The 22,060-nt window shown below is 70.8% G+C and carries 17 protein-coding genes; 3 read left to right on the top strand and 14 right to left on the bottom strand.

Annotated elements, in window-relative coordinates:
* Nucleotides 1-151 precede the first annotated feature (151 nt).
* On the top strand, nt 152-1,012 hold the full coding sequence (locus ACZ6JT_RS04165) for a helix-turn-helix transcriptional regulator (protein ID WP_469206965.1): 861 nt from the start codon (nt 152-154) through the stop codon (nt 1,010-1,012).
* A gap of 41 nt (nt 1,013-1,053) precedes the next feature.
* Here ACZ6JT_RS04165 and ACZ6JT_RS04160 read toward each other — a convergent pair whose 3' ends face one another.
* The 6 genes from ACZ6JT_RS04160 to ACZ6JT_RS04135 form a co-directional block, all read right to left on the bottom strand.
* On the bottom strand, nt 1,054-1,710 hold the full coding sequence (locus tag ACZ6JT_RS04160; protein ID WP_469206963.1) for a hypothetical protein: 657 nt from the start codon (nt 1,708-1,710) through the stop codon (nt 1,054-1,056).
* A complete protein-coding gene (locus ACZ6JT_RS04155) occupies nt 1,707-2,219 on the bottom strand; it encodes a DUF6114 domain-containing protein (protein ID WP_469206961.1) in 513 nt (170 codons plus the stop codon). The genes ACZ6JT_RS04160 and ACZ6JT_RS04155 overlap by 4 nt, the downstream gene beginning before the upstream one ends.
* Complete coding sequence (locus tag ACZ6JT_RS04150) at nt 2,210-2,851, bottom strand: DUF6230 family protein (protein WP_469206959.1); 642 nt, start codon at nt 2,849-2,851, stop codon at nt 2,210-2,212. The genes ACZ6JT_RS04155 and ACZ6JT_RS04150 overlap by 10 nt, the downstream gene beginning before the upstream one ends.
* Nucleotides 2,852-2,958: 107 nt before the next feature.
* Nucleotides 2,959-3,720, bottom strand: a complete 762-nt coding sequence (locus ACZ6JT_RS04145; protein WP_469206957.1) for a MerR family transcriptional regulator — start codon at nt 3,718-3,720, stop codon at nt 2,959-2,961.
* 67 nt (nt 3,721-3,787) lie between these two features.
* Nucleotides 3,788-4,981: a methyltransferase gene (locus tag ACZ6JT_RS04140; protein WP_469208177.1), complete on the bottom strand. Its 1,194-nt coding sequence runs from the start codon at nt 4,979-4,981 to the stop codon at nt 3,788-3,790.
* Between the two features lie 1,301 nt (nt 4,982-6,282).
* Nucleotides 6,283-6,633: a tetratricopeptide repeat protein gene (locus ACZ6JT_RS04135; RefSeq protein WP_469206955.1), complete on the bottom strand. Its 351-nt coding sequence runs from the start codon at nt 6,631-6,633 to the stop codon at nt 6,283-6,285.
* Nucleotides 6,634-6,737: 104 nt separating this feature from the next.
* Here ACZ6JT_RS04135 and ACZ6JT_RS04130 point away from each other — a divergent pair, with 104 nt between their 5' ends.
* Nucleotides 6,738-7,703, top strand: coding sequence for a pirin family protein (locus ACZ6JT_RS04130; protein ID WP_469206953.1), 966 nt, complete (start codon nt 6,738-6,740; stop codon nt 7,701-7,703).
* 51 nt (nt 7,704-7,754) lie between these two features.
* Here ACZ6JT_RS04130 and ACZ6JT_RS04125 read toward each other — a convergent pair whose 3' ends face one another.
* The 7 genes from ACZ6JT_RS04125 to ACZ6JT_RS04095 form a co-directional block, all read right to left on the bottom strand.
* Nucleotides 7,755-8,057 (bottom strand): protealysin inhibitor emfourin, encoded by a 303-nt coding sequence (locus ACZ6JT_RS04125; RefSeq protein ID WP_469206950.1) that lies wholly within the window; start codon nt 8,055-8,057, stop codon nt 7,755-7,757.
* 58 nt (nt 8,058-8,115) lie between these two features.
* Nucleotides 8,116-9,330 (bottom strand): M4 family metallopeptidase, encoded by a 1,215-nt coding sequence (locus ACZ6JT_RS04120; protein WP_469206948.1) that lies wholly within the window; start codon nt 9,328-9,330, stop codon nt 8,116-8,118.
* Nucleotides 9,331-9,637: 307 nt separating this feature from the next.
* Nucleotides 9,638-10,708 (bottom strand): trypsin-like serine peptidase, encoded by a 1,071-nt coding sequence (locus ACZ6JT_RS04115; RefSeq protein ID WP_469206946.1) that lies wholly within the window; start codon nt 10,706-10,708, stop codon nt 9,638-9,640.
* Nucleotides 10,709-10,737: 29 nt separating this feature from the next.
* Nucleotides 10,738-11,868, bottom strand: a complete 1,131-nt coding sequence (locus ACZ6JT_RS04110; protein WP_469206944.1) for a trypsin-like peptidase domain-containing protein — start codon at nt 11,866-11,868, stop codon at nt 10,738-10,740.
* The gene (locus ACZ6JT_RS04105; RefSeq protein WP_469206942.1) at nt 11,865-15,989 is read right to left on the bottom strand and encodes an AAA family ATPase; all 4,125 of its coding nucleotides are present in this window, start codon (nt 15,987-15,989) and stop codon (nt 11,865-11,867) included. Before ACZ6JT_RS04105 ends, ACZ6JT_RS04110 begins: the two co-directional genes overlap by 4 nt.
* A gap of 63 nt (nt 15,990-16,052) precedes the next feature.
* Nucleotides 16,053-17,012, bottom strand: a complete 960-nt coding sequence (locus tag ACZ6JT_RS04100; RefSeq protein ID WP_469206940.1) for a hypothetical protein — start codon at nt 17,010-17,012, stop codon at nt 16,053-16,055.
* Between the two features lies 1 nt (nt 17,013).
* The gene (locus ACZ6JT_RS04095; RefSeq protein ID WP_469206938.1) at nt 17,014-17,904 is read right to left on the bottom strand and encodes a DNA/RNA non-specific endonuclease; all 891 of its coding nucleotides are present in this window, start codon (nt 17,902-17,904) and stop codon (nt 17,014-17,016) included.
* A gap of 175 nt (nt 17,905-18,079) precedes the next feature.
* Between ACZ6JT_RS04095 and ACZ6JT_RS04090 the strand changes: the two genes are divergently transcribed.
* Nucleotides 18,080-18,931: a caspase family protein gene (locus ACZ6JT_RS04090; protein ID WP_469206936.1), complete on the top strand. Its 852-nt coding sequence runs from the start codon at nt 18,080-18,082 to the stop codon at nt 18,929-18,931.
* Between the two features lie 40 nt (nt 18,932-18,971).
* On the opposite strand, the gene ACZ6JT_RS04085 is transcribed toward ACZ6JT_RS04090, so the two are convergent.
* Nucleotides 18,972-21,833, bottom strand: a complete 2,862-nt coding sequence (locus ACZ6JT_RS04085; protein ID WP_469206934.1) for a peroxidase family protein — start codon at nt 21,831-21,833, stop codon at nt 18,972-18,974.
* Nucleotides 21,834-22,060 lie beyond the last annotated feature (227 nt).

The following is a 22,060-nucleotide window of genomic DNA, read 5'->3' as shown; positions in this document are numbered from 1 at the left end:
TGATCTCTTTCGTCGACGGCCTTCCTGCAGACGGCTTTCGGCCGCCTCTTCCTCCGGAGTCTGGGCGGCGGCCGAAGGGCGGACCAGGACGGGCTGTGCCTGGGTACGGCGCACCCAGGCACGCGCCGGGGGACCGGTCTAGCCTGGCGTGATGACAGGCAACGCCCTCGGGGACTTCCTTCGCGCACACCGTGCACGGCTGCGGCCCGACGACGTGGGACTGGCCTCCCACGGCCCGCGCCGGGTGGCCGGCCTGCGGCGGGAGGAGGTCGCCGTCCTCGCTGGCATGAACTCCGACTACTACGCCCGCCTGGAACAAGGCCGCGAGCAGAGCCCCTCGCCACAGATCCTCGAAGCGATCGGCGCCGCCCTGCGCATGGACCACGAGGCACACGACCACCTGTTCCGGCTGGCGGGCACCCTGCCGGACGGGCGGCGCACCCGGCCGCGGGAGACGGTCAGCCCGCAGCTGCGCCAGTTGCTGGACGGGTACGCGAACACCCCGGCGTTCGTCCTCAGCCCGGCGTTGGACCTGCTCGCGGCCAACAGCCTGGCGTACGCGCTCTTCTCACCGTTCGAGAAAGCGGACAACCTCGCCCGCATGACCTTCCTCGACCCCGCGGGACGGGTCTTCCACGCCCAGTGGCGACGGGCGGCCGAGGCGGTCGTCGCCGCCCTGCGCCAGTCCACCGGCCTCGCACCGCACTACCCGCGCCTGCGCGAACTGGTGCGGCTGCTCACGGGGACGAGCGAGGAGTTCGCAGCGATGTGGTCCGCGCACACCGTCTACGGGAAGACCCTCGACGCCAAGGCGCTGGTCCACCCGGACGTGGGGGTCCTGTTCCTCACGTACCAGGCCTTCGACGTACGGGGAGCACCCGGCCAGCAGGTGGTGATCTACCACGCCGAACCGGGCAGCCCCAGCTCCCACGCGCTCTCCCTGCTCGGCAGCCTGAACGCAACCGGCCCGGCCGTCACCGGAGTTCACCGGGACGGACGGGCCGGTGCCTGAACGGGCGCGAGCCGAGGGCGGGCCGAGGGCGGACGGTCGGGTCAGGGGCCGACGGTGATCTGCTGCGCCGGATCGGTGGTATCGGCGACCCGGTAGACCGCGTTGAAGGTGGACGAGGTCGCGCTGGTGGGGCAGCCGAACCCGCCGGTGACCTTGACCGGTACCGAGGCGTTGGTGAAGGTCAGGGTGGACGGGGCGCCGTTGGCCCAAGTGCCGCCGACGTTCGCCGGGGCCGTGGGGGCGGCGGTGACCGTACAGGAGGCGAGCCCGGTCGTCTTGACCACCAGGCCGCCGACCGGCAGGCCCATGGTGGCGGTGATCGGGGAACCGTCCTGCATCGACACGGTCCAGGCGCCGGACGTCGTGACCGTGGGGGTCACGCCCGGCATGCTGGAGGTGCAGGAGCTGTACGTCGGCGCGGAGATCGGCGAGGACACCGGCCCGGCCGGGTTGCTGTTGCCGGGGGCGGCCGGCACCGTGCCGGTGGCGACGGAGACGTTGCAGGTCACCGTGACCGAACCGGCTTTGAGGGTGGCCTTGCCCGTGAGGGTGGCCTGGAAGGCGTGCCCGGCCGGGGTGACGGTGGTCGACCCGGCCACGGGTAAGGGCGCGGCGGTGACCGGGGCGGTGACCGCGCCGAGCGCGAGGGCTCCGGCGGCGGCCGTCCCGAGGACGAGCGCGGTGCGCGAACGGCTCATGGCTGTGCTCCTTGGGGATCGTGGTGCGTGGTGGGGGGAGGGGGCGCGGCGGCCGCCGCGGCACCCACGGCGGAATCCGGCTCCGCGCACTTCCGTTCCGCGAAGTCCCGTTCCGCGAAATCCCGTTCCGCGGACTCCGGATCCCCGGCGCGCGGGGCCGCGTACGGCTGCCACGCGAACATCAGGCCGCCGCCGAGGATGCCGAGCAGGGTGCCGATCAGGAAACCACCCAGGTTCGACAGGACCAGCGCGGCCGTGGCGATCAGGGTGGTGAGGACGCCCGCGAGCGTGCGCTGAGCGGGAGCGAACCAGGTGGTGAGGCCGAGCACGATCATCACGATGCCCATCAGGACGGACGGGATCCCCGCCACCCCCTGCTGGAGCATGATCTTCAGCGGCGCCAGCGGCAGGACGCAGATCCACGCCCCGGCCAGGATCGCGAGCAGCCCGCCCCAGAAGGGCCTGCTGCGCCGCCACCGTTGCCACCGCCGCCGACGGCTCAGAAGCATTCCTTCTTGCCCTTGCTGATGTTCATGCTGAGCCCGGACAGCTTGAAGGTGCCGGCGTTGGTCGCCCACGCCGTCTGCTGCAGATCGCTGATGCGGACCGTGTCGGCCTGCTGGGCGAACAGGTCCTGCATGCCCTGCGCTTCGGCCGGTCCCTTGTCGAGGGTCGAGGCGTCCCGCCCGATCTCGATGTTGCTGAAGACGGCGTCGCCCGCGAGCTGGGTCGCGTCGACGAACAGGTTGCTCGCCTCCACCGGGGTCTTGCGGCCGGCGGTGAGGTTGAGCGAGATGTCACCGACCACCGGGAGCGTGGTGACCACGGACTGGCAGAGGTCGTGAAGCTTGGCCTCCCGGATGGCGGTGACGGCCACCGGGATGAGTTCCTCACGGGCGTTGACGTCGACGCTGCCGTACTGGGCGAAGCCCTCGCCCTCCAGGCTGCTCGCCGAGACCTTGAACTGCTGGCCCGAGACGGCGAACGAGGCGGCGAGCGCCCCCTGTGCGAGGGCGATGCCGAGGCCGGCGGTCACGGCGACGGCGGGGACGGTCAAGGCGGCGAACCGACGCCAGCGAACGCGGCCGGACCCGGCGCGCTCGTCGGCTGTCTGGTCGGATAAATGGGGGGAACCGGTCATGAGGTCGTCCCTTATTTCGGCTGTGCACCGTTGTTACCGACGAGTTGAATGTAAGAGTGCCAATGGGGGTTGGCAAGGTTGTGCGAGCGCACCCTTTGAGCCGACTCCTACTGCTCCGTACGCAGCAGTTCGGCGACCTCCGCGTCCACCCGTCGCGCCATCGCCCGGGCGAACTCCGTGGCCACGACCTCCCCGGCCACCGGCCGCAACGCGGCCACCGCCGCCGTGATGTGCTGGAGCTGCGTGGCCGAAAGCCGCTCCAGACCCTCCGCCCCCTCCGCACCGATCACGTGCCGCCGGAACAGCCCGACGAACCGGTCCGCGACCGTCGACGCCTGCGTCTGCACGAACTCCCCGACGTCCAGGATCTCCGCCAGCGGCACCCCCAGCCGCACCAGCGTCAGCGTCGCGTCCAGCAGCCGCCGGCTCGGGTGCGTGACCCGGTCCCCGTCGAGCGTCACGTAACCCAGCTCCGCCGCCCGCCGGGTGTCCGCCGCGGTCGCCGTCGGACCGAACACCTCCCGCAGCTCGGCCCGGGTCATCGTCACCGGCTCCTCCTGCACCCAGTCCCGGGTCATCTCCCGTTCCAGGCCCAGCAGACGGGACAGACCACCGCCCTCCTCCCACGCCTGGAGCAGCTCCGCGATCCCGTTGACGGTGTACCCGCGCCCCAGCAGATCGCTGATCAGACGCAGCCGGGTCAGGTGGTCGTCGGAGTACCAGGCGATCCGGCCCTCCCGGCGCGGCGGCGGCAGCAGCCCGCGCTCCTGGTAGTAGCGCAGGTTGCGCACCTTGACGCCGGCCGCCCGGGCCACGTCCTCCCGGCGGTAGCGCCCGCCACCGCTCCCGTCCTCCACCTGGCTGCTCACGGGCGAGAGTGTAGGAGCTACCGACAGGTCATATCGGCAGCTCACACGGGCAGCTCGTCCGGGGAGGTCACACGGTCCGCGGACGATCCTGCTTGACCGCCCGCAGGACCACGAACTTCGGCTCGCTCGCGACGACTTCGCTGTTGCCGAAGAGCCGGCGCAGATGGGTGTGGTAGCCCATGTGCCGGTTCGCGACGATCCACAGCTCGCCGCCGGGCCGCAGCACCTTGCGCGACTGCGCGAACATCCGCAGCGCCGTGGCGTCCGTGGTGGCCTGGTGGGAGTGGAAGGGCGGATTGCTCAGCACCAGGTCCACGGACGCGGGCGGCAGCATCGCCACGCCGTCGCCGACGAAGAACTCCGCCGTACGCCGGCCCTCGCGGACGTTCGCCCGGTACGTGGCCTGCGCGGAGGCGACCGCCTGGTACGACTCGTCGGTGAAGACCACCTCGGCGTCCGGGTCGTGGACCTGGACCGCCGCGCCGACGACGCCGTTGCCGCAGCCCAGGTCGACGACCCGGGCCCCGTCGGTGTTGGTCGGCAGGTTCTGCAGGAAGAAGCGGGTGCCGACGTCGAGCCGGTCGGCGCAGAAGATCCCGGCGTGGTTGACGACGGTCAGGCCGGAGCCCGAGCCCGCGTCCTCGTCCACCGTGTACGTCAGCGGCCACGGCCCGGGGGTCGTGGGCCGGGTCGCGCCGGGGGTGCCCGGCGTACAGAAGATCAGCCGGGCCTTCTTCTCCGCGAGCGAGGTCTTCGTGGGGCCGAGGATCTTCTCGAAGAGCCGCAGCGTGGAGGTGTGGATCTCCTTGACCATGCCGGCGCCGACCACGACGGTGCCCGCGTGCACGTGCGGGGCCAGCCGGTACAGCTGGTCCTCCAGCAGCGCCAGGCTCTTGGGCACGCGCACCAGCAGGACGTCGATCTTCCCGGGCGGCGGATCCTGCGTGGTCAGCAGGGTCACCGTGGCCTTGGCCGTCCCGATCCCGTTGCGGTCCAGGTTGGCCGCGGTGGCGGAGCGGGTGAGGGCGGAGTCGGTGATCTGCGTCGGGTGGTACGCGGCGAGCGCCGTCGTCAGCGTCCCCCAGCGGTCCCCGAGCACCGTGATCTGGCCGGCGGAGGCCAGGTCCACCGGCCCGCGCTCCCCGGTACCGGAGTCGAGGTGGCGCAGCAGGTACTCGTCGGCGGCGTCCCAGGCACGGAGCCGGTCGCGCGGGTCCTCGGGGAAGCGGGTGAGCTCGTAGGAGCCGAAGGGTGTGGTCAGGCGGTTCATATGAGCCCCAGGCTATCCGAGCCGCCCCCAGGACCCCACACGCACGTGGCCGAACCCCCGAACGCCGCCGCTCCGCCCCGGCCGCGGCGAGCGAGGCTGTCCGCCGACACCAGCGGCTCCGCCCCGCATCCCCGCGAGCCGGGGCATCCGGCTCACGCGTGCCGGGGGCGCGCGATCCGCCCACGCTGAGCCCGCCGGCCGGGCCGCGCGAGGGCGTGCCGCCCGCATGCGCGGTGAGGGCGTCCCCGGGGGCGCCGCCCCCGACCTGCCACGACGGGGTACGCGGGCGAGCGTGAGGCCGTGCGCGCGCCGGCACCAGCGGCTTCGGTCCGCCGTCCGCGAGGCAGACCCTTCGCACGGCCCGAGCCAGCTGCCCGGCCGACGCGGGCCGGTGGCGCGCGGTCCGCCCACGCTGAGCCCGCCGGCCCGGGCCGCGCGAGGGCGTGCCGCCCGCATGGGCGGTGAGGCGTCCCCGGGCGCGCCGTGCGCGGAGCGTGGCGGGCCCGGACGCACCGGCGCCGACCTGCCACGACGGGGTACGGGGTGAGCGCGAGGTCGTGCGCGCGCCGGCACCAGCGGCTTCGGTCCGCCGTCCGCGAGGCAGACCCTTCGCACACCCCGAGCCGGCTGCCCGGCCGACGCTGGCCGGTGGCGCGTGGTCCGCGCACGCTGAGCCCGCCGGCCCCGGCCGCGCGAGGGCGTGCCGCCCGCATGCGCGGTGAAGGCGTCCCCGGGCGCGCCGTGCGCGGAGCGTGGCGGGCCCGGAGGCACCGGCGCCGACCTGTTACGAAGCGCGAGGTCGTGCGTGCGCTCTGCCTCGCGGGCGGCGAGCCGAAGCCACTGGTGCCGACAGCTGGGGACGCGTACGCGCAGTAGCCGGGCGGGTACGCACGCGGAGTCCGCTGGCCCATGCGCGCCGAGCTCGGCGGCGCGCGCCTGCGCGGGGCCGACCGCCGGCGGGCGCGGTCGGGTTTCGGGCAGTCTCATGGCTCCGAGGGGCGAGCGTTCGAACGCGACGACTCCGGGTCTGCGCGGGTCCGGCGACGTCCTGAGCGCGGTGGGGCGTCCGTACACATGGAGCCACGCAGAGGCCGGCGGCTCACCAGTACCGGGCGGGGCCCGCAGGCGCGGACCGGCGGCCTCGTCTGCGGGCCTGGGCTGCCCTGCGCGGTTGGGCGCGAATCCGACCGTTCGTAGGAACGGGGGCCCCGCCCCCGGCGCGGCCGCGGGGCCGGCCGCTCACGCACACACGTTCGGGCAGCGGTGCCTGCGCAGAGACGGCGGCCTCGCCCCTACTCGGGGAAGTCGCCGGCCATCGCCGCGGCCACCCGCAGGTACGGGCGGGCCTCGGCGGCGCGGCCCTGGCGCTCCAGTGTGCGGCCGAGCATGAGCTGCGCGTAGTCCTCCACCGGCCAGCGCTCCAGGATGGCGCGGAGCTCCTGCTCGGCGCGGGACAGCTGGGCGGAGTGGTAGTAGGCGCGGGCCAGCAACAGCCGAGGTGCCAGCTGCTCGGGCACCTCGCCCGCCAGCCCGTCCAGGATGCGTGCGGCCGTCGCGTACTCCCTCGCGTCGAAGAAGAGCCGGGCGCGCGCCCAGCGCTCGGCCGCCGTTCCGTGCTCGAAGTACGTCCCCGGCGCGTTCATCGCGTCCCTTTCGCCGTTCGGGTGGTCCGTCCGGTGCCACCAACACGGCTGGGCGGTCGAACATTCCACCGCCGGAGCCGCCACCACACGACTAGGTTGTCCGTATGAGCAATCTCGATCGCCAGCCCGCTCTCTCCGCCTGCGGCGGCCGCGGCTTCGTCGTGGCCGAGCCGGTGCGCGAGCTCCTCAGCCCGCGCACGGTCAAGCTCGGAGAGTCCACCGAGGTCCGCCGACTCCTGCCGAACCTGGGCCGCCGCATGGTGGGTGCCTGGTGCTTCGTCGACCACTACGGCCCGGACGACATCGCCGACGAGCCCGGTATGCAGGTCGCGCCCCATCCCCACTCGGGTCTGCAGACCGTGAGCTGGCTTCACGACGGCGAGGTGCTCCACCGCGACAGCGAGGGCAGCCTTGCCACGATCCGCCCGCGCGAGCTGGGCCTGATGACCTCGGGCCGCGGCATCAGCCACTCCGAGGAGAGCCCGCGCCCGCACGCCCGCTTCCTGCACGGTGCCCAGCTGTGGGTGGCCCTGCCGGACGCCCACCGCAACGTGGACCCGCATTTCCAGCACCACGCGGAACTCCCGCACGTCACGGCCCCCGGCCTGACGGCGACGGTCATCCTGGGCACCCTGGACACGGCGACCTCGCCCGGAACGGCGTACAGCCCGATCGTCGGCGCGGATTTGACCCTCGCGGCGGGCACCGAGACCCGCCTCCCGCTCGTACCGGACTTCGAGTACGCGGTCCTGTCGATGTCGGGCGAAGCCCACGTCGACGACGTCCCGGTCCTCCCGGGCTCCATGCTCTACCTGGGCTGCGGCCGCACGGACCTCCCCCTGCGCGCCTCGTCGGACGCCAGCCTGATGCTCCTGGGCGGCGAGCCGTTCGAGGAGGAGATCGTGATGTTCTGGAACTGGATCGGACGGTCACACGACGATATCGCGCAGGCCCGCGAAGACTGGGTGAACGGGTCGCGATTCGGCGAGGTCAAGGGCTACGACGGCCCTCCGCTTCCGGCCCCCGAAATGCCACCAACCCACTTGAAGCCCCGGGGAAGGGTTCGTTGACCTGCTGCTTTGCGCGGAATGAGGGCAAAACATCGATCGACCCCCTTGTGGTCACTGCTGCTGCAAGTGCTTCTGAAGCCAAGTGAGCAAGGCGGCGAAGGCGGGGGTCATCGTGGCGTCCGACTGCTTGAGGGTCGTCAAGCGGCCGCTGTCTTCCACCGTGATCGTGTAGCTCATCGCATCCCTGGCGCGGCCGGGCTGGTCCGCATTGGACGTCGGGATGGCCGCTGCCACCAGTTGGGCCAGCTCCGTGCGGGCGTTCCCGGGCAGGGTGTCCGCGTCCATCACCTGCGGCGGGAGGCGGCGGTTGACCGTTGCCGCCAGCCCGCCGTGTATCGCGAGAGTCACTTTCATCGCGGGTGACCTGGTGGTGACGAGTGACCGAGGGCTGGGAGACGGATGTTCCCGGGGGTCACCTGGATGCCTTCAGTGCGTCCACTTCCTTGGCCAGCCTCGACATATGGGCGCTGAGTTCACCTACTTGCCTGCTCAGGGCTGCCAGGTCGTCCTGTCGGCCCGCGCCACGGTGCCCGTTGGCCGCGAAGCCGCGTGGCCGGGCGGCCCCGGTCGGGACGCCTCTGAGAGGGATTTCCACCTCCTGCCACGCCGCCAGCACGGCCGACTGCTCGGCGCTGCCGATGCCGAACAGCTCCCCGGCCTTCTGGAAGGTGGTGTGGGCGAAGTCCAGGAATTGAGCCTCGGCGCCGGACGCTCTGAGTGCCTCGTACCAGATGGGCCCGGCAGCCTCCCATGCGAATCCGCCGATGCCCACGGCGGTCAGGAAGAACGCCTTGTTCGGAATTCCGGAGTTGAAGTGCACCCCGCCGTTGTCACCTTCCTCCGTGTCGGGCAAGTGGATGAATTTGCTCATGCGGTCGGGCTGGGGGTCCTTGCCGAACAGGGCGTTGTTGTACGCATGCCCCGGGGCCTTCATCGATCGCAGGGCGTCGGCCTCGATGCCCGGGGTCCACACGTCAGCCCCGATCAGCCAGTCCGCTTCCTCAGCCGACTGCTTGAGCGACCACTGTTTGACCAGCGACCCGAAGACGTCCGAGATCGACTCGTTCAGGGCGCCGGACTGATTGTGGTACTCGAATCCGGCGGTGTGTTCGGTGACTCCGTGCGTCAACTCGTGGGCGATCACGTCGAGGGATCCGGTGAGGTTGCCGAGCTGCTTCCCGTCCCCGTCGCCGAATACCATCTGTCGTCCGTCCCAGAACGCGTTGTTGAACTTCACGCCGAAGTGGACGTATCCGTCCAGGCGCATCCCCCGGCCGTCGATGGAATCGCGTTGGAACACTTCCTTGTAGAAATCGCGCGTCAGGCCGAGCCCGTCAAACGCCCGGTTGACGGACACGTCACCCGACTCCGGTCCGTCTTCCGGCCTGGCCAGGACAGCGCCGGGGAGGAAACTCCCCTCCTCGCAGTCGAAGACGGTGCGCCGACCGTTGCCGGGGGCGGCCACGCCGGCGAAGGACGCCCGGACCGCGCGCTCACCCCGCAGACGAGCAGTGGTCAGCAGGGTGTTCAAGGCGGATTGCCGCACCTCACCGTCCTCGCTCTCCAGGAGCCTCTTGAGAAGGTACGGGGGGATGATGCAGTTGAGTCGCGGCGAGGTCCTGCTCATAGGACACCTCCTGGGTAAGAGGACCGATGGTTGATCACGCGGCAACACGCGCAAGGTTCGCGACGTTCACTGTGGTCAGATGCGGCGTCGCCACGGGCCCTTCGAGAGAAGTCCCAGACAGTCGGCAGGTGCCCACGGGGCGTGGCAGCAGCGCGGATACAACCAGTCTCCGACCGCCCGTATCGACTGGCAAACGCAGCGGGAGCGCGTCCGGAGCGCGTCCGGGAGGGCAGAGCGATGACGCGCCCGGGGAACCCCGATCCGGTGTGACAGTGCGGAGACCGGCGCGCCCGCCTTCGAAGGCGCCCTAGACCCAGTTGACTTCCGCCCGCTGCAGCAGCGGGTCCTCCGTCAGGTTGAACAGCGGCACGGCGAAGTTCGCGGACCTGAACCTGCCGCCGAAGTGCAGGCCGAGCACCCGGTGGTCGGCCAGGTCGAAGACCGGGGAGCCGCTGTTGCCGCCGAGCGTGGAGCAGTCGTGCGTCATGGTGAACCCGGACCCGTCCGGGACCAGCGCCGTCGCCGTGCCCGGCTGGAGCCGCTTCACGTTGTAGATGTCCATGAAGATGCGCCTCATGGCCTCCGGCTCGTTGCGGCGGCCGTCCGCCGCCGGGTAACCGACCACGTACACGGGCCGACCCGGCAGGTCCGGGGGAGCGTCCGCCGCCACCGGCAGTGGTGTCGGCAGCGGCCCGCCGTCGGCCGACGGGGCCACTCGGAGCAGCGCCATGTCCACGTCCCCGTGGATGCCGATGACCCCGGTGACCTCGAACTCGAACGATGCGTCGGTGGTGGGCGCGCCGAATTCCTCGGCAGTGTCGATGCGCGCGCCCATGTTCTGGCGGAAGGTGAACCCGCCCTCGCCGTCCGCCCGAGTGAACTCGGCCGCGACATGGCGGTTGGTCATCACGGCGAACGGCGAGACGAGGAAGCCCGTACCCAACCAGTCCAGTTCGGCGTGTCCGGAGACCTCCACCCGGCCGACCCGCTCGATCGAACTCCGGATTCCCGGTCGCTGCCCGTCCAGCAGGGCCCAGTCACCCGGCTGCGAGGCGAAGTCCTGGCCTTGGACCAGGATCGCCGGGCGGCCCTCGAGCAGGACGATCGCCTCCACCCCGAAGTACTCGTCCGCGTCGACATCATCGGTGCGTCCCGACGCGAGCTTCTCCAGCCCGCGCACCCCGGCCTCCAGCACCCTGGCCCGCTCGTCCCGGGCGGCGCGGCCTATCCGTGCGATTGCCTCCTCCTCGCGCGGGAGCTCCTCCTCGGACTCGAGGATCTCCTCGTCCAGCCCCTTGCGTACGCGTGCGGCCACCTCCAGCAGGTCTTCTCGGAAGACCTGCTGAGGCCCGGTCGCCACCGGTGATCCACCGCGCATCTCACACCTCCTGTTTCGTGGCCGCCCCGTCAGCCCGACTGGGCCGCAATGATCTCGTCGTTGATGTGCGGGCTGTGCTCCCGCAGGTGCCCCAGGATCGCGCTCAGTTGTGTGCCTACGTTCACGAAGGCCGTGCTCTTGCCCTGGAAGCTGACGTCCGAGACGCGTCGCGTGCCGCGGTGGAGGGCTACCACCGTCCAGTCGTCGGTCAGCACCGGCGAGCCCGAGGAGCCACCCCGGGTGTCGGTGAAGTAGCGCACGTCCCGGTCGTCCGCCTCGAAGGCGAGGTTGTTGCGCAGCGCGATCCGCTTCGGCTCCCCACCCGCGTGCTGAATGATGTTGAGCGCCACAGGCGTGTCCTTGTCCACGACCAGCGGTGCGGTGGCGACGCGGAGGAACGGCCGGGGCGGCACGCCGGTCAGGCGCAGCACTGCGTAGTCGAGTTCCTCGTCCCAGGCCACGAGTTCGCTCGCATGGGCCTCCTCGACGTCTGTGTCGTCCTCGCTCAGGTAGTCGAACCGCGAGCGCGATCCCTGGGCCTGGAGCCGGAGGTCCGCCGGGTCCGCCACCTGCTGCCGGCCATCGGTGCGCTTGCGGGCGTTGACGACGTGGTGGTTGGTGACGAGCAGGTCGGAGGAGATGAGCCAGCCCGTGCCGTTGTGGGGGAGCGCCAGCGGCTGGAGCAGGGCGCCTCCCTGGTAGGGCAGCACCTTGATGCGGGCGACCGAGGAGCCGGCCAGCGTTCCGCCGTTCAGGAAGTCGAAGGGCACCGTGTCGTCCCGGAAGACGATTTCTTCCTTGGTTTCCCCGGTGGGGACGTCAGGGGCAACGTCGGGCTCACCGGCCGCATCGCGCGCCACTCGATCCAGAGCCTTGAGGAACACGTCGCGAGCGGCGGCGTCGGTGAGCTGGTCGGCGGCGTTGCGGAGCCAGAGGGCCAGCGGCACGGAGCCGTCGATCAGCCGCTCTACCAGGTTCATCTCGTTGAGGTCCGAGTGGATCTGCTGACCGGGCGCCGCAAGGAGGGGAAGCGAGCCGCGGTACTTCGGGAGGATGCCCGCGAACAGCAGGCTCCGCAGTGCCGGATCTGCCAGTCCTGCCTCCACCGCTGTGTCCCGCAGGTGTACGACGTCGTCCTGGGAGAGATACGGGTCGCTCATGGTCGATCAGGCCGCTCTGCGGCCGTTCCCTTCGGCTGGGCTCTCCGCTGAGGGTCCGCCTCGCCCTGCTCCGACGAGACCGGCCGCGCGCCCGCGGCGACGTCCGGGCCGGAGGTGACGGCTGCGGCGCCCATGGCCGCCGCCACGCCCGAGACGATCTCGCCGTTCCGGTCGTCGAGGTTCAGCAGGCGCCTGGCGAGCCGGTCGAGCGTGCCGAGCCGGCGTGCCTCGCGCAGCGTGCTCCGCACTCCCTGGTGGGTCACCCCGGTCGTGAAGGTCCGGTCGGACGGGTTCGCGGAATCCTCCAGAAGACAGCGCAGCGAGGCCTGCAGCTCGGGCCTGCGGGCCACCACGCGGGTGATCGCGTCGCCGAGTTTGTCCAAGGCACCGTCCTCGATCTCGGGCAGCCCCACGACGTCCAGGGCGTGTTCCAGAATCCCCGGGTGGTCGCGCGAGACCTCTGCCGCCGCGGCACGCACCAGGGCGGGCTGCTGGACGAGCCTCGCGTCGGGCAGCCGCCGCAGTCGCTGGGCGAGCCTGCTCGCGACCTCCTGACCGTGTTCCTCGGTGCCCGCCGACAGCTGTGCACGAGTCAGCAGGGCGCCCAGCGCCTCAAAGTCCTTGCCCAGGCCCGTGGCGATCTTCTCGGCCTCGGCGAGGTCGTCGTCGGCCTCGCCCCGCTCGCCGTCCGCCTCGGCCAACCGGGCCGAGAGGAGCAGCAACTCCAGCTGCAGTTCGGGGAAGCCGTCCTCCTCGGCGCGCTCCACGGCCGCGTCGGCCGCTGCCCGGGCTTCGGCACGACGGCCCAGCCGGTCCAGGGTCTCGACCCACAGCGGATGCAAGGGGCTGCCCGAGGTCCACGGGCGCCGCTCCTCGAGCCGGGCCGCAGCCGCGTCCGTGTACCCCTGCGACAGCAGGTCCTCGACCTCGCGGGCGGTGAGGCGCTCCCAGTCCTCCTGGTCCGCCTTCGCCATCACCTCGTCCGGGGCGTGGCCGCCGAAGCGCCCGGCGAGGTACGCGGCGGACCGTCCCGCCATGTCCTGGTCGGCGCCGACGAGGAACCGCTCGACACCGGGCAGCCAGCGCAGCTCCACCTCGCGCGGGCTCTCGTTCAACCGCAGCCGGTGGTAGATCTCCTCCGCCCGCGACTCGAGACCGTCTCGTGCCGCATAGTACGAGACGGCCCGCTGCCCGACCGCCCGCATCACATCCGGACGACAGCGGTCGGCGAGCCGCAGCATGATGGCCCGCAGATCGGCCCGGTGGCGCACGCTGCCCGGAGTGGCGGATTCCACGAGGTCGAGCCGGGAGAACAGCTCGAAGAGGCGCTCCGCCTCCAGGTCGGAGTCCACCGCCAGTCCGCACGGATCGGCGAGGACGTCCCGGATGAGGTCGGGGGTGATGGTTCGCAGCGCCATTCCGGCCTGGGCCAGGGCACGCACGTCCTCGTTCTCGATACGCCCCAGGATCCGCTCGTACAGGATCCCCTGGATGAGCATCTCGTCGACCTTGCGGAAGAAGTGCCGTCGCCGCCGGGGCAGGCTCTCGATCAGTTCGTTCAGCGACTCGGCCCGGTCGCCCTCCTGCTCGGCTGCCCGAGCCGCCAGCTTCAGGCTCAGGGGGTTGCCGCCCACACGGTCGGCCAGCTTCTCGGCGAGCCGTTCGTCGGCCACCCCGCAGGAGGCCAGCAGGGCCGCGGAGGCCTCCGGGCCGAGCTCGTTCAACTCGATGGTCAGCGGCTCCACCAGCCGCGCCGGATGCTGTTTCAGCAGCCGCCCGGCGACGACGGTGCGCAGCCGCGGGTGCACCTTCTGGAGTGCCGACCAGACACCCCACATGCGGCCGAGTTCCGGGGAACCGCGGTACTGGGCCTCCTCGAAGGAGTCGATCACGAGCACCAGGGGCGGCTGCTCCCGGGCGGGCAGCCCCACCGCCTCGACGACGAGCGTCGCGAGCTGGGCCGCCAGCATGCCCTCGCGCGCCGCGGACAGGGCGTGCACGCCCGACTGGGAGAGCCGTGCCATCGTCGCCCGGGTGGTGGCGAGCTCGTAGAGCTCGTCGACCGTGTCCTCTTCGGCCCGGTGCAGGCCGGCGGTCTCCTCGCACGCATGCGCGAGGGCGTCGAAATCGGCACGGTGCTCCGGGAACTGGACGCGCAGCTGTCGAGCCATCTCCGCGATCAGGGTCGCCGGTTCGCGGACGGAGAGGGAGGGTCGTGCGAAGTCGACGTACGCGAAGGGGAACGGGGTCGGGAAGTCGCGCAGGCTGTCCCGGAGGAACGTCGTGAGCAGAGCGCTCTTGCCGACGCCGTTCAGCCCGTGGACCAGCACCGGACGCTTGGTGCCGCTGCCGACCGCCCGGGTGAAGTCGTCCTGCAGCGGCGTGGGCAGTCCGATGTACGCACGCAGCCGCGCCAGTTCCTCCACGCGCCCCTGGAAGGAGCCGCGGGGGAGGCGTTCGAGGGGCTGCATCAGCCGCGCCCGGTCCAGCAGCCGCTGGACCTCGCCGCTCTGCGGGATGCCGGTGATGCCCGGGATCTGCGCGAGCCACAACACCGCCTGCAGTGTGTGGGGCAGCTCGTCCAGCTTCTGGTGGGCCAGGTCCGGGGGCTTGCCCTCGAGGTAGGCCAACGCGGTGCGTTCCGGGCCCGGGCCGGGCGGCACCTGTTCCAGATTGGCCAGCAGGGCGAGGCGGGCCGGTTCCGGAGAGGCGAAGCCGCGCAGGGCCGTGTCCCGAGCCTCCTGCTTGAGTACCCAGGTGATGGTGTTGCGCGCGCCGACGGCCCGGCAGTCGCGCAGCAGCTCCACGCCGGCCGCCCCGGAGGGTTCCTCCTCGCCGGGCAGCTTCAACCGCGCCGGGTCGAACCGGCTCAGCAGGGACGCCGCTTCCCGATAGGCCTTGCGCAGCTCCGACACCTCTGCGGGACCGGTGGCGGTCGCCGCGGCGCGGAGCTGCTCGCTCAGGTGTGCTCCGAAGTCCTCACCGGGTGGGAGCGCGCCGTAGAGGCGGACCGATTCCGCTGCCGCCGTGCAAACCTTGCGCATGTAGCTGTCGGGCCCGGAGGCCTCACCCGCGTGCAGGACGGCGGGGACGGTCGCCTCCACGAGGCCGGCGACCCTCGTCGTGTCGGGGAGCGTCGAGGCCTCGGAGAAGAACTGCTGGAAGAACTCCCGCAGATCGTCCGGGCCGAACACCTGGGCGGTGTCCCTGACCTCGTTCTTGCGTATCTCGTACGGGAGCTGGCGCATCGTCGGCGAGTACCCGAGCAGGACCAGCCGGGGCGGTAGGTCCGGTGGGGCCGGCTTCTGGTTGTAGAGGGCCAGGGCCAGTTTTCCGATGCAGTCCCAGACGTCGGAATTGACGTCGAGCTTGTCGCAGTCGTCCAGCACCAGCCAGTACTGCCCGCGCGCAGTGGTGGCCTGCCGGACGACACGGTGCACCGCCGCGTCGAGCTCGGGTAGTGGATCATTCAACTGTGCCGAATTCAACGGCAGGACGGCCGTGTCCGAGGTCGCCGGTGTGGCCGTGTCCGGGTCCGCGACGGACTCGGTGAGCCGCTGGATCACCTGCTCGGCGGTCGACGTGCGGTCCAGTGTCACCCGCACCGGGCGAAAATTGCAGTGCTCGCCGACGTGTCGGATCAGCTTGTAGCTGTAGGAGCGTCCGCTGTCCGGTTCTCCGTCCACCACCAGAACCGTCTTGTCGGGATTTTCGAAGAATTGGCGGAGTCTTTTCCTGAAGTCCGCCCGGTCGATGAACACATCGCCGCCGCTGCTGAGCACGCTACTGAGGAAAAAGTCCTGAGGTGAAATGTGCAGGCGCGCCGCCTCCTCCAGCTCGGCCTTGAGGCGCAGTGCCTCTTTGCCGGCCGGGATGGAGGTCAGCGAGTCGATCCGTACGAGTGTGCTGAGCAGTTGGAGCTGGGTTTCGATGCCGCTGTTCCGCACTGCCTCGACCAGGGCGACCGAATTATCGCTGCTCACATAATTCAGCGGAATTCTGCTCACGAACTCCGGTGAGAATCCGAACTGGACCAGCTTGGGTCGGGGTTCGCCAGAAATGAAGAAGTGGTCCCGCACCATTTCGGTGACGAGTCCCCATTCGGTGTCCTTGGGAGACATACCGCACCTGCACAGACCGCCGTGGCGGCGTGGAAAGACGGACGCCTGATACCTGCCATGGTTTCACTCGGCCCGGTCCGTCGCAACGCGGCCGAAAAGCGCGTGGGCCTCCTGCCGGACGGGCGCGCTGCGCAGGTACGGGGCGATGCCGTGGTGGTTGCCGCTGTCGTTTCGGACCAGATGGTCGGTCACGAGGCCGGGAGGACCGTACTCGGGCCGCAGCCAGTGGTCGAGCGCCACCACGTCCCGAAGGTCGGAGACGTTGGACCAGGCGTCCACACCCGCCGGGACCGCCGTCGGGAGGGCGAGCCGGTCCTGGACCTCGGCGATACCGAGAGGGGATCCCACGGTGACGAACAGGGGCACGTCCCGTCGCTCCTCGCGGAGCACCTCGTAGGCGATGACCGAGCCGAGGCTGTGCCCCAGCACGACGAGCGGCCCGTCGCGCACCTCGGCCAGCTCGCGCCGGACGACCTCGCGCATCGCCTCGCCGACTCCGCCGAAGAAGTACGCGTACACGTCCTCGAAAGTGAGCTTCACGAGCAGCTCGAAGACGTGTGCGCGCATGAACGCGGGGAGCGGCAGCGCCTTGGCGAGGTCCGACGACGCCGGGGCGGGGACCGCCTCCTCGGCCCGGCCGAGCGTCTCTGCCGAGTACGTCATCTTCGCCAGCCAGTTCGCCAGTTCCTCCTCCCCGGCCTGCGGAGACCGTCTCCCCGGCGCGTGTCCCGGCGCCGGACCGGCCTTCCGGCGCGCCTCGCGGAGCGTGTGCTCGATGAACTCCTCGGGGGTCCGTGGGGCCCCCGCGTCCGGGAGTTCCCCAGCGGGCGGCGGGCCGCCGGACAGCGGATCGGGCTCGTTGTCGGGCAGGGGGGTGCCGTACCGGACCGGCGCCCAGTAGGCCATCCGCGATGCCGCGCCCATGTCCCTGCCGAACAGCGCCTCGTCCCATTGGGACTTGAGTAGTTCCTTGCGGACCTTGTTCCCGTTGCCGTGGACGTACAGGACGGTGGCCTCGTCCATTTCAGCTGCCCAGGACCAGGTCTTCGTAACTCTCCAGACGTTTCCAGCGCTCCGCCGGCGCGCGGGTGACGGGCATCAGGTCGGCGGCCGGCAGGGGCCCGAAGTCGAGGCCGGTGAGCTCGACGATGTCGGTGACCGGTACCTGGAACGTGCGGTACGGGCCGAGGGGCGGCGGATCGCCCGGCTTGGCGCCCGCCATCGCCCGCTCGCGGTCGCGGCTGAGGTCCGGGCTCTGGTCGAGGATGTACCCGGTCGAGGCCAGCCGACCGTTCTGGACGAAGGCGGCCACCTTCCAGAACCGCAGGGGCACCTGGATGCCCCGGTAGGGCGGGTCGGAGTCGTGCAGGACCGGGCCGGTGAAGACGGACAGCTTGCGGTCGAACTGCGCCGCGTGGTCCAGCAGATGGTTCTCCAGCCCCTGCCACAGCTCTTTGCCCTGGTTGAAGGAGTCCTGTTGCGGGGCCGCGTTGGTGAAGTGGAAGGTATCCGTGTTCGCGCGGTCGGCCTCGGCTGCGGCGCCCCAGACGGGGTCCAGGCGGCGGACCAGGTGCCCCCGGTCCAGGGAGTTGTCACGGTAGATCTCGTTGCCGGCCTGCTGGGTCTCGGGTACGCGGGGGTCGAACCCCCAGGCGTCGTCGCGGGGTACGTCGTCGACGAGCCGTTCGCCGTCGATGCAGACGGCGGTGGAGGCGGCCAGTCTGCGGTCGGGGCGCAGGACGACGGTGAAGTGGGTGTAGGGGAGGACCACCGTCTCGATCCCTGCCGCAGCGGGCACGGGGAGCGGGATGACGGAACCGAGGAAGGACTCGTCGTAGCCGGCGCGGTCGGCGAGAGAGTCCTGCCGTGCTCTGGTGCTCGCGGCCTGACCCGACGGCGTGTTGATTGCGTTCATATAACAGTCATACCGTGCATAAGTGATCATTTACGGTCCCATGCGACGGGTCACCCGAAGAGCGGCTTCTCTCGACAGGCCCAATCGGGCGGCGTCCCCCGGCGCCCCGGTTCAGGCGGCAACGCCTGCGGAACCCATGCTGTCGACCCCACACGCCACGCCCCGAGGAGTACCCGTGCCCACTGGCCTGTCCATCCACGTCGGTCTGAACAAGGTCGATCCCGACGCCTACGGCGGCTGGGACGGCAAGCTCCTCGCCTGCGAGAACGACGCCCGTGACATGGCGGCGGTGGCCCGCGCCGGCGGGTTCGGCGACACCGTGATCCTGACTGACGACGGCACGGTGGAGAACATCACCGGGGAACTGCGCAAGGCGGCCGGCCGGCTCAAGAGCGGGGACATCCTGCTCTTCACCTACTCGGGCCACGGTGGCCAGATGGACAACGTCGTCGGGTCGGACGACGAACCCGACCGGCTGGACGAAACGCTGGTGTTCTTCGACCGCCAGTTCCTGGACGACGAGCTCTACCGGGAATTCCGGCGGTTCGAGGAGGGAGTCAGGATCGTCGTCCTGCTGGACTGCTGCCACAGCGGCAGCGCCATCGAGTCCCTCCAGGGGCTGCTCTCCCCGGAGGCGCTGCAGTCGCAGTTCCAGACCCGTGACCCCGGCCACGTGGAGGCGGCGTCCCGGCTGATGCCCCTGCTCGAGCAGCAGCGGGCCTTCACACGGGACCGGGCCTTCTACGAGGGCCTTCAGCGCGAACTCAAGAACGGCGACGGAGGCCGGCCGGCCGACGCCGTGCTCATCGCCGCCTGCCAGGACAACCAGGTCGCGTCCGACGGAGCCGTCAACGGACTGTTCACCGCGACCCTTCTCAAGGTGTGGGCGGACGGCGCCTTCCAGGGCGACTACCGCACCTTCCACCGCGACATCCAAAAGCGCATGCCACCCATCCAGAGCCCGAACTTCTACACGACGGGCAGCCCGGCGGACGGCTTCCTCAAGCAGAGGCCGTTCACCATCTGACACCGCCCGGTGTCCCTGCCCGTGGGGGGCGCGGCGTCTCTCAGCCGCGACCGCCTTCGGTCCCCCTCTCCATGGCCAGGCGCCAAGGCGCGAACGCGTTGGCCGTTCGTGGGAGGAGGCCCGCCAGCTCGGGGCAGTGCCGCGTCACCACGCTGGTCATGCCGTTGCGCTGAATCCAGTCGATGCCCAAGGGGGTGTACACCTCGGGCCTGAAGTCGACCGTGAGGAAGCGGTCGCTCTGCAGGCGGCGGGTCGCCATCAGGATGAAGATGCGGAAGGCGGTGTCGCTGAAACCGAAACCCTGCGGGGGGTTCTCGGCGAAGAGACCGACCATGGTGTCGATCTGATCGACATTGCGGTAGACCTCCTTCAAGCGTGCCACCGTCTCCGCGTCACAGGACACGTCCTCGAACCGCCGCGCGCGCGGCTTGTGCAGACCTGCCCGGAAGTCGTTGTAGCGCGGTACACCGCGACGGCGGCTGCGTACCAAGTCGACGACGGCCAGGTCGATGATCTCGCCGTCCCGCTCGAACGCCCGCAGGGCGTGGGGATAATTGTGCAGGGTGATCGCCCCGGGATGCGCGATGCCCAGCGAGTACAGCGCATTGGGCAGACCGGTCGTGCGGATCAGTGCCTCTGCGGCGGGGCCCTGCACGTCGTTGAAGCCGAGGCTGTCCAGACGTCGGCCGAGCCGGTGATCCACGATCTCGAAGTCGTCGGGGAGCAGCGGGTGCATGCGATAGACGGTGACGAAGTCCTCGGTCAGCGAGTACGGAGCGGCATGGTGGTCCGGCAGGGTCTCGGGGATGCCGGTCAGCGAGTGCGCCTCGAAGAGCCACAGCCCCAACTGTTCGAGCCACTTCTCGGGCGGCCCCTGCCAGTTGGTCTTCAGGCCGATGTCGATCACTTCGGTGGCCAGGATCGCGGGAGTCCACTCCACGGTGTGGATCTTCGCGATGAGAGCCGAGACGACCAGTCGCGCGGTGTGGTAGACGCGGTCCTCGCTCAGCCGCGGGTACTCCCGCCGCAGCGCGTCGCACACGGCGTTGTGCTCGCGCGCGAAGAGGGTCTGCATGGCGCTGAGGCCGTACCACCAGCTCTCGGCGAACCCGGTGAGCGGGAGGCCGTCCGGCCCGGCCGGCAGGTGGCCGTCCTCCAGGCGCAGCGAGGCACCGCCGCCCGGCTCGCGCAGCGACCTTCCGGTGGTCTCGTCGCCACCGTAGATTTCTGAGCCGTCCCACCAGTGGGACGCCGAGTTGGCGAACAGTGTCGGCGGACCTTGGCCATCGGCCGGGTGCAGCCCGTCGTTCTCGGCGAAGCGCATGACCTCCTCGGGACGTCCGCCCGGCGTGTTCCGCCACGTCACACCGGGAGGCAGCGGCACCTCGACGGTCTTCGTACCGGTGGGATAGCGCTTGTGGTTGACCCAGTCGTGCACCTGGAACTGGATCCAGGCAGCCGCCAGGACGTTGAGGGAGCGTGCGGGGATGAAGACGTCGCGGTGCAGTAGCTCCCGACTGACGGTGACCGGGTTCGGTACGTCGAACAGCTCCGGTTGGAAGACGGGCGCGAGGTTGCGCCCGAAGGCGGACCCGACAGCGCCCATCCCCGGCGCGGACAGGTCGTTCCAGGTGCCGTCGTAGCTCCGCGCGAGCCGCATCTCCTCGTCGACGGGAGCGGGCACGGGCTGCGCTCTGGGCGGAGCCTCGCGCACCTGGGTGTCGATCAGGTTGTGCCGGCGCAGCTCTTGCCGAAAGGCCACGAGGTTCAGCAGACCCAGACGAGTGGGCAGCCGGTGCCAGGGGACGACTCGGTTGAGGCCGCGGAAGACGGCACGCAACGGCACGCCCAGTACGGCGTTGCGCCGGGGCTCGACGTGGGCGAAGCGGTGGCCGAGGCGGTGGGCGCTGCTGGCTTCGTAGGCGACCTTGCGTGCACGGTTGAGGTTTCCGAGGGGCCGGAACTCCTCCGTCGTGTTCCACGGGTTGAAGGCGAGCTCGTCCACCCGTGCCGCTGCGGCCCGAGCACCGGCCGAGTTGATGTCGTGGCGCGGGATGGTCAGCGTTGCCACCCGCACGAGAGGCGTGTCCTCCTCCTTCCACTCGGCCGCGCCGTCCTCGATCGGCGTCCGGCGGGCATCCACGTAGCGCTGGACGTACAACTCGAAGACGACGTCCGCGTCCTTCAGCCGCTGCGCCAGTTCGTGCCGCAGGTAATCGGGGTCGGTGCCGGAGGGGTCGGGGGCCGGGGGAGCGTCGTCCGCCGGGCTCAGCTGATAACGCACCGGCCCCGCGTCGCCCCACAGGATGGCGCCGCGACTCCAGTAGGTTTCCAGCGCCAGGCTGCGGACCGTGCGGCTCGTACCCGCGCGCACGTTTCGCCGCATACGCGCGGCCGTGGACCATCCGACGGCGAGCGGCAGCGTGACGAACAGCGCGAGGGCCTTGCGCGGCGTCGAGTCGGCGCCCGCCATGGCCTTCGCGAATTCGACGAACTCGCGAGCGTTGCGCGCATGCGAGACCGGATGGCTCGTCATCAGAAGGTCGTGTGCTTCACCGGCTCCTGTCACGATGCGCAAGGCCGCTCCGCGCAGATCGGGGGCGTGGTCGGGCCGGCGGGTGCCGTTGGCATTGGAGAGCCGTACGGTGACGGGGTACTCGGCACTCGGTTGAGCGAAGCCGGTCCGCAGGTCGGGTGGCAGGTCGCCGGCGAAGGTCAGACGCGCGTTCTCCGCGCCGAGGACGGCCTTGGCATGGAACGTCCGCGCGAGGTCGGCGGCGCCACTGCGCTTCCTGGACTTCAGCTGGACCCGCATGAGCTCGCGGGCGAGCCGCTCGAAGACGAGTCGTTCCGCCTCCGGGGTGCCGCCCACGTAGCGCTCGTACTGCCTGAACTCGGCCATGTGTGCCTCTTCGCCAAAGCGCCCCCCGCAGTCCCGACGCGACGCCGGCGGACGACGAGGTGACGCTGCACGGCTGCCCGGGGACTGGGACCGCGGGCACCTGGGTTACACAGGGCAACACTGACCCAGGCCTCCGGCCGCGGCGCGCGGAACAGAGCAGACGGGTGGCATCCGCTTCGCGCCCCCAGGAGGGAACCTCCGCACCAGGTTGCGGGCGCCGTGCGCGG

Source organism: Streptomyces sp. NPDC046308, assembly GCF_055588065.1.
The sequence above is the reverse complement of the archived record's forward strand: the minus strand, read 5'-3'. Positions and strand labels throughout refer to the sequence as shown.

Excerpts from the sequence above, each read along its gene's own strand:
- ACZ6JT_RS04155 (WP_469206961.1), bottom strand. The coding sequence starts at position 2,219 with ATGCTTCTGAGCCGTCGGCGGCGGTGGCAACGGTGGCGGCGCAGCAGG.
- ACZ6JT_RS04150 (WP_469206959.1), bottom strand. The coding sequence starts at position 2,851 with ATGACCGGTTCCCCCCATTTATCCGACCAGACAGCCGACGAGCGCGCC.
- ACZ6JT_RS04110 (WP_469206944.1), bottom strand. The coding sequence starts at position 11,868 with ATGAGCGACCCGTATCTCTCCCAGGACGACGTCGTACACCTGCGGGAC.
- ACZ6JT_RS04095 (WP_469206938.1), bottom strand. The coding sequence starts at position 17,904 with ATGAACGCAATCAACACGCCGTCGGGTCAGGCCGCGAGCACCAGAGCA.
- ACZ6JT_RS04085 (WP_469206934.1), bottom strand. The coding sequence starts at position 21,833 with ATGGCCGAGTTCAGGCAGTACGAGCGCTACGTGGGCGGCACCCCGGAG.
- ACZ6JT_RS04160 (WP_469206963.1), bottom strand. The coding sequence starts at position 1,710 with ATGAGCCGTTCGCGCACCGCGCTCGTCCTCGGGACGGCCGCCGCCGGA.
- ACZ6JT_RS04115 (WP_469206946.1), bottom strand. The coding sequence starts at position 10,708 with ATGCGCGGTGGATCACCGGTGGCGACCGGGCCTCAGCAGGTCTTCCGA.
- ACZ6JT_RS04125 (WP_469206950.1), bottom strand. The coding sequence starts at position 8,057 with ATGAAAGTGACTCTCGCGATACACGGCGGGCTGGCGGCAACGGTCAAC.
- ACZ6JT_RS04105 (WP_469206942.1), bottom strand. The coding sequence starts at position 15,989 with ATGTCTCCCAAGGACACCGAATGGGGACTCGTCACCGAAATGGTGCGG.
- ACZ6JT_RS04120 (WP_469206948.1), bottom strand. The coding sequence starts at position 9,330 with ATGAGCAGGACCTCGCCGCGACTCAACTGCATCATCCCCCCGTACCTT.
- ACZ6JT_RS04165 (WP_469206965.1), top strand. The coding sequence starts at position 152 with ATGACAGGCAACGCCCTCGGGGACTTCCTTCGCGCACACCGTGCACGG.
- ACZ6JT_RS04135 (WP_469206955.1), bottom strand. The coding sequence starts at position 6,633 with ATGAACGCGCCGGGGACGTACTTCGAGCACGGAACGGCGGCCGAGCGC.
- ACZ6JT_RS04100 (WP_469206940.1), bottom strand. The coding sequence starts at position 17,012 with ATGGACGAGGCCACCGTCCTGTACGTCCACGGCAACGGGAACAAGGTC.
- ACZ6JT_RS04130 (WP_469206953.1), top strand. The coding sequence starts at position 6,738 with ATGAGCAATCTCGATCGCCAGCCCGCTCTCTCCGCCTGCGGCGGCCGC.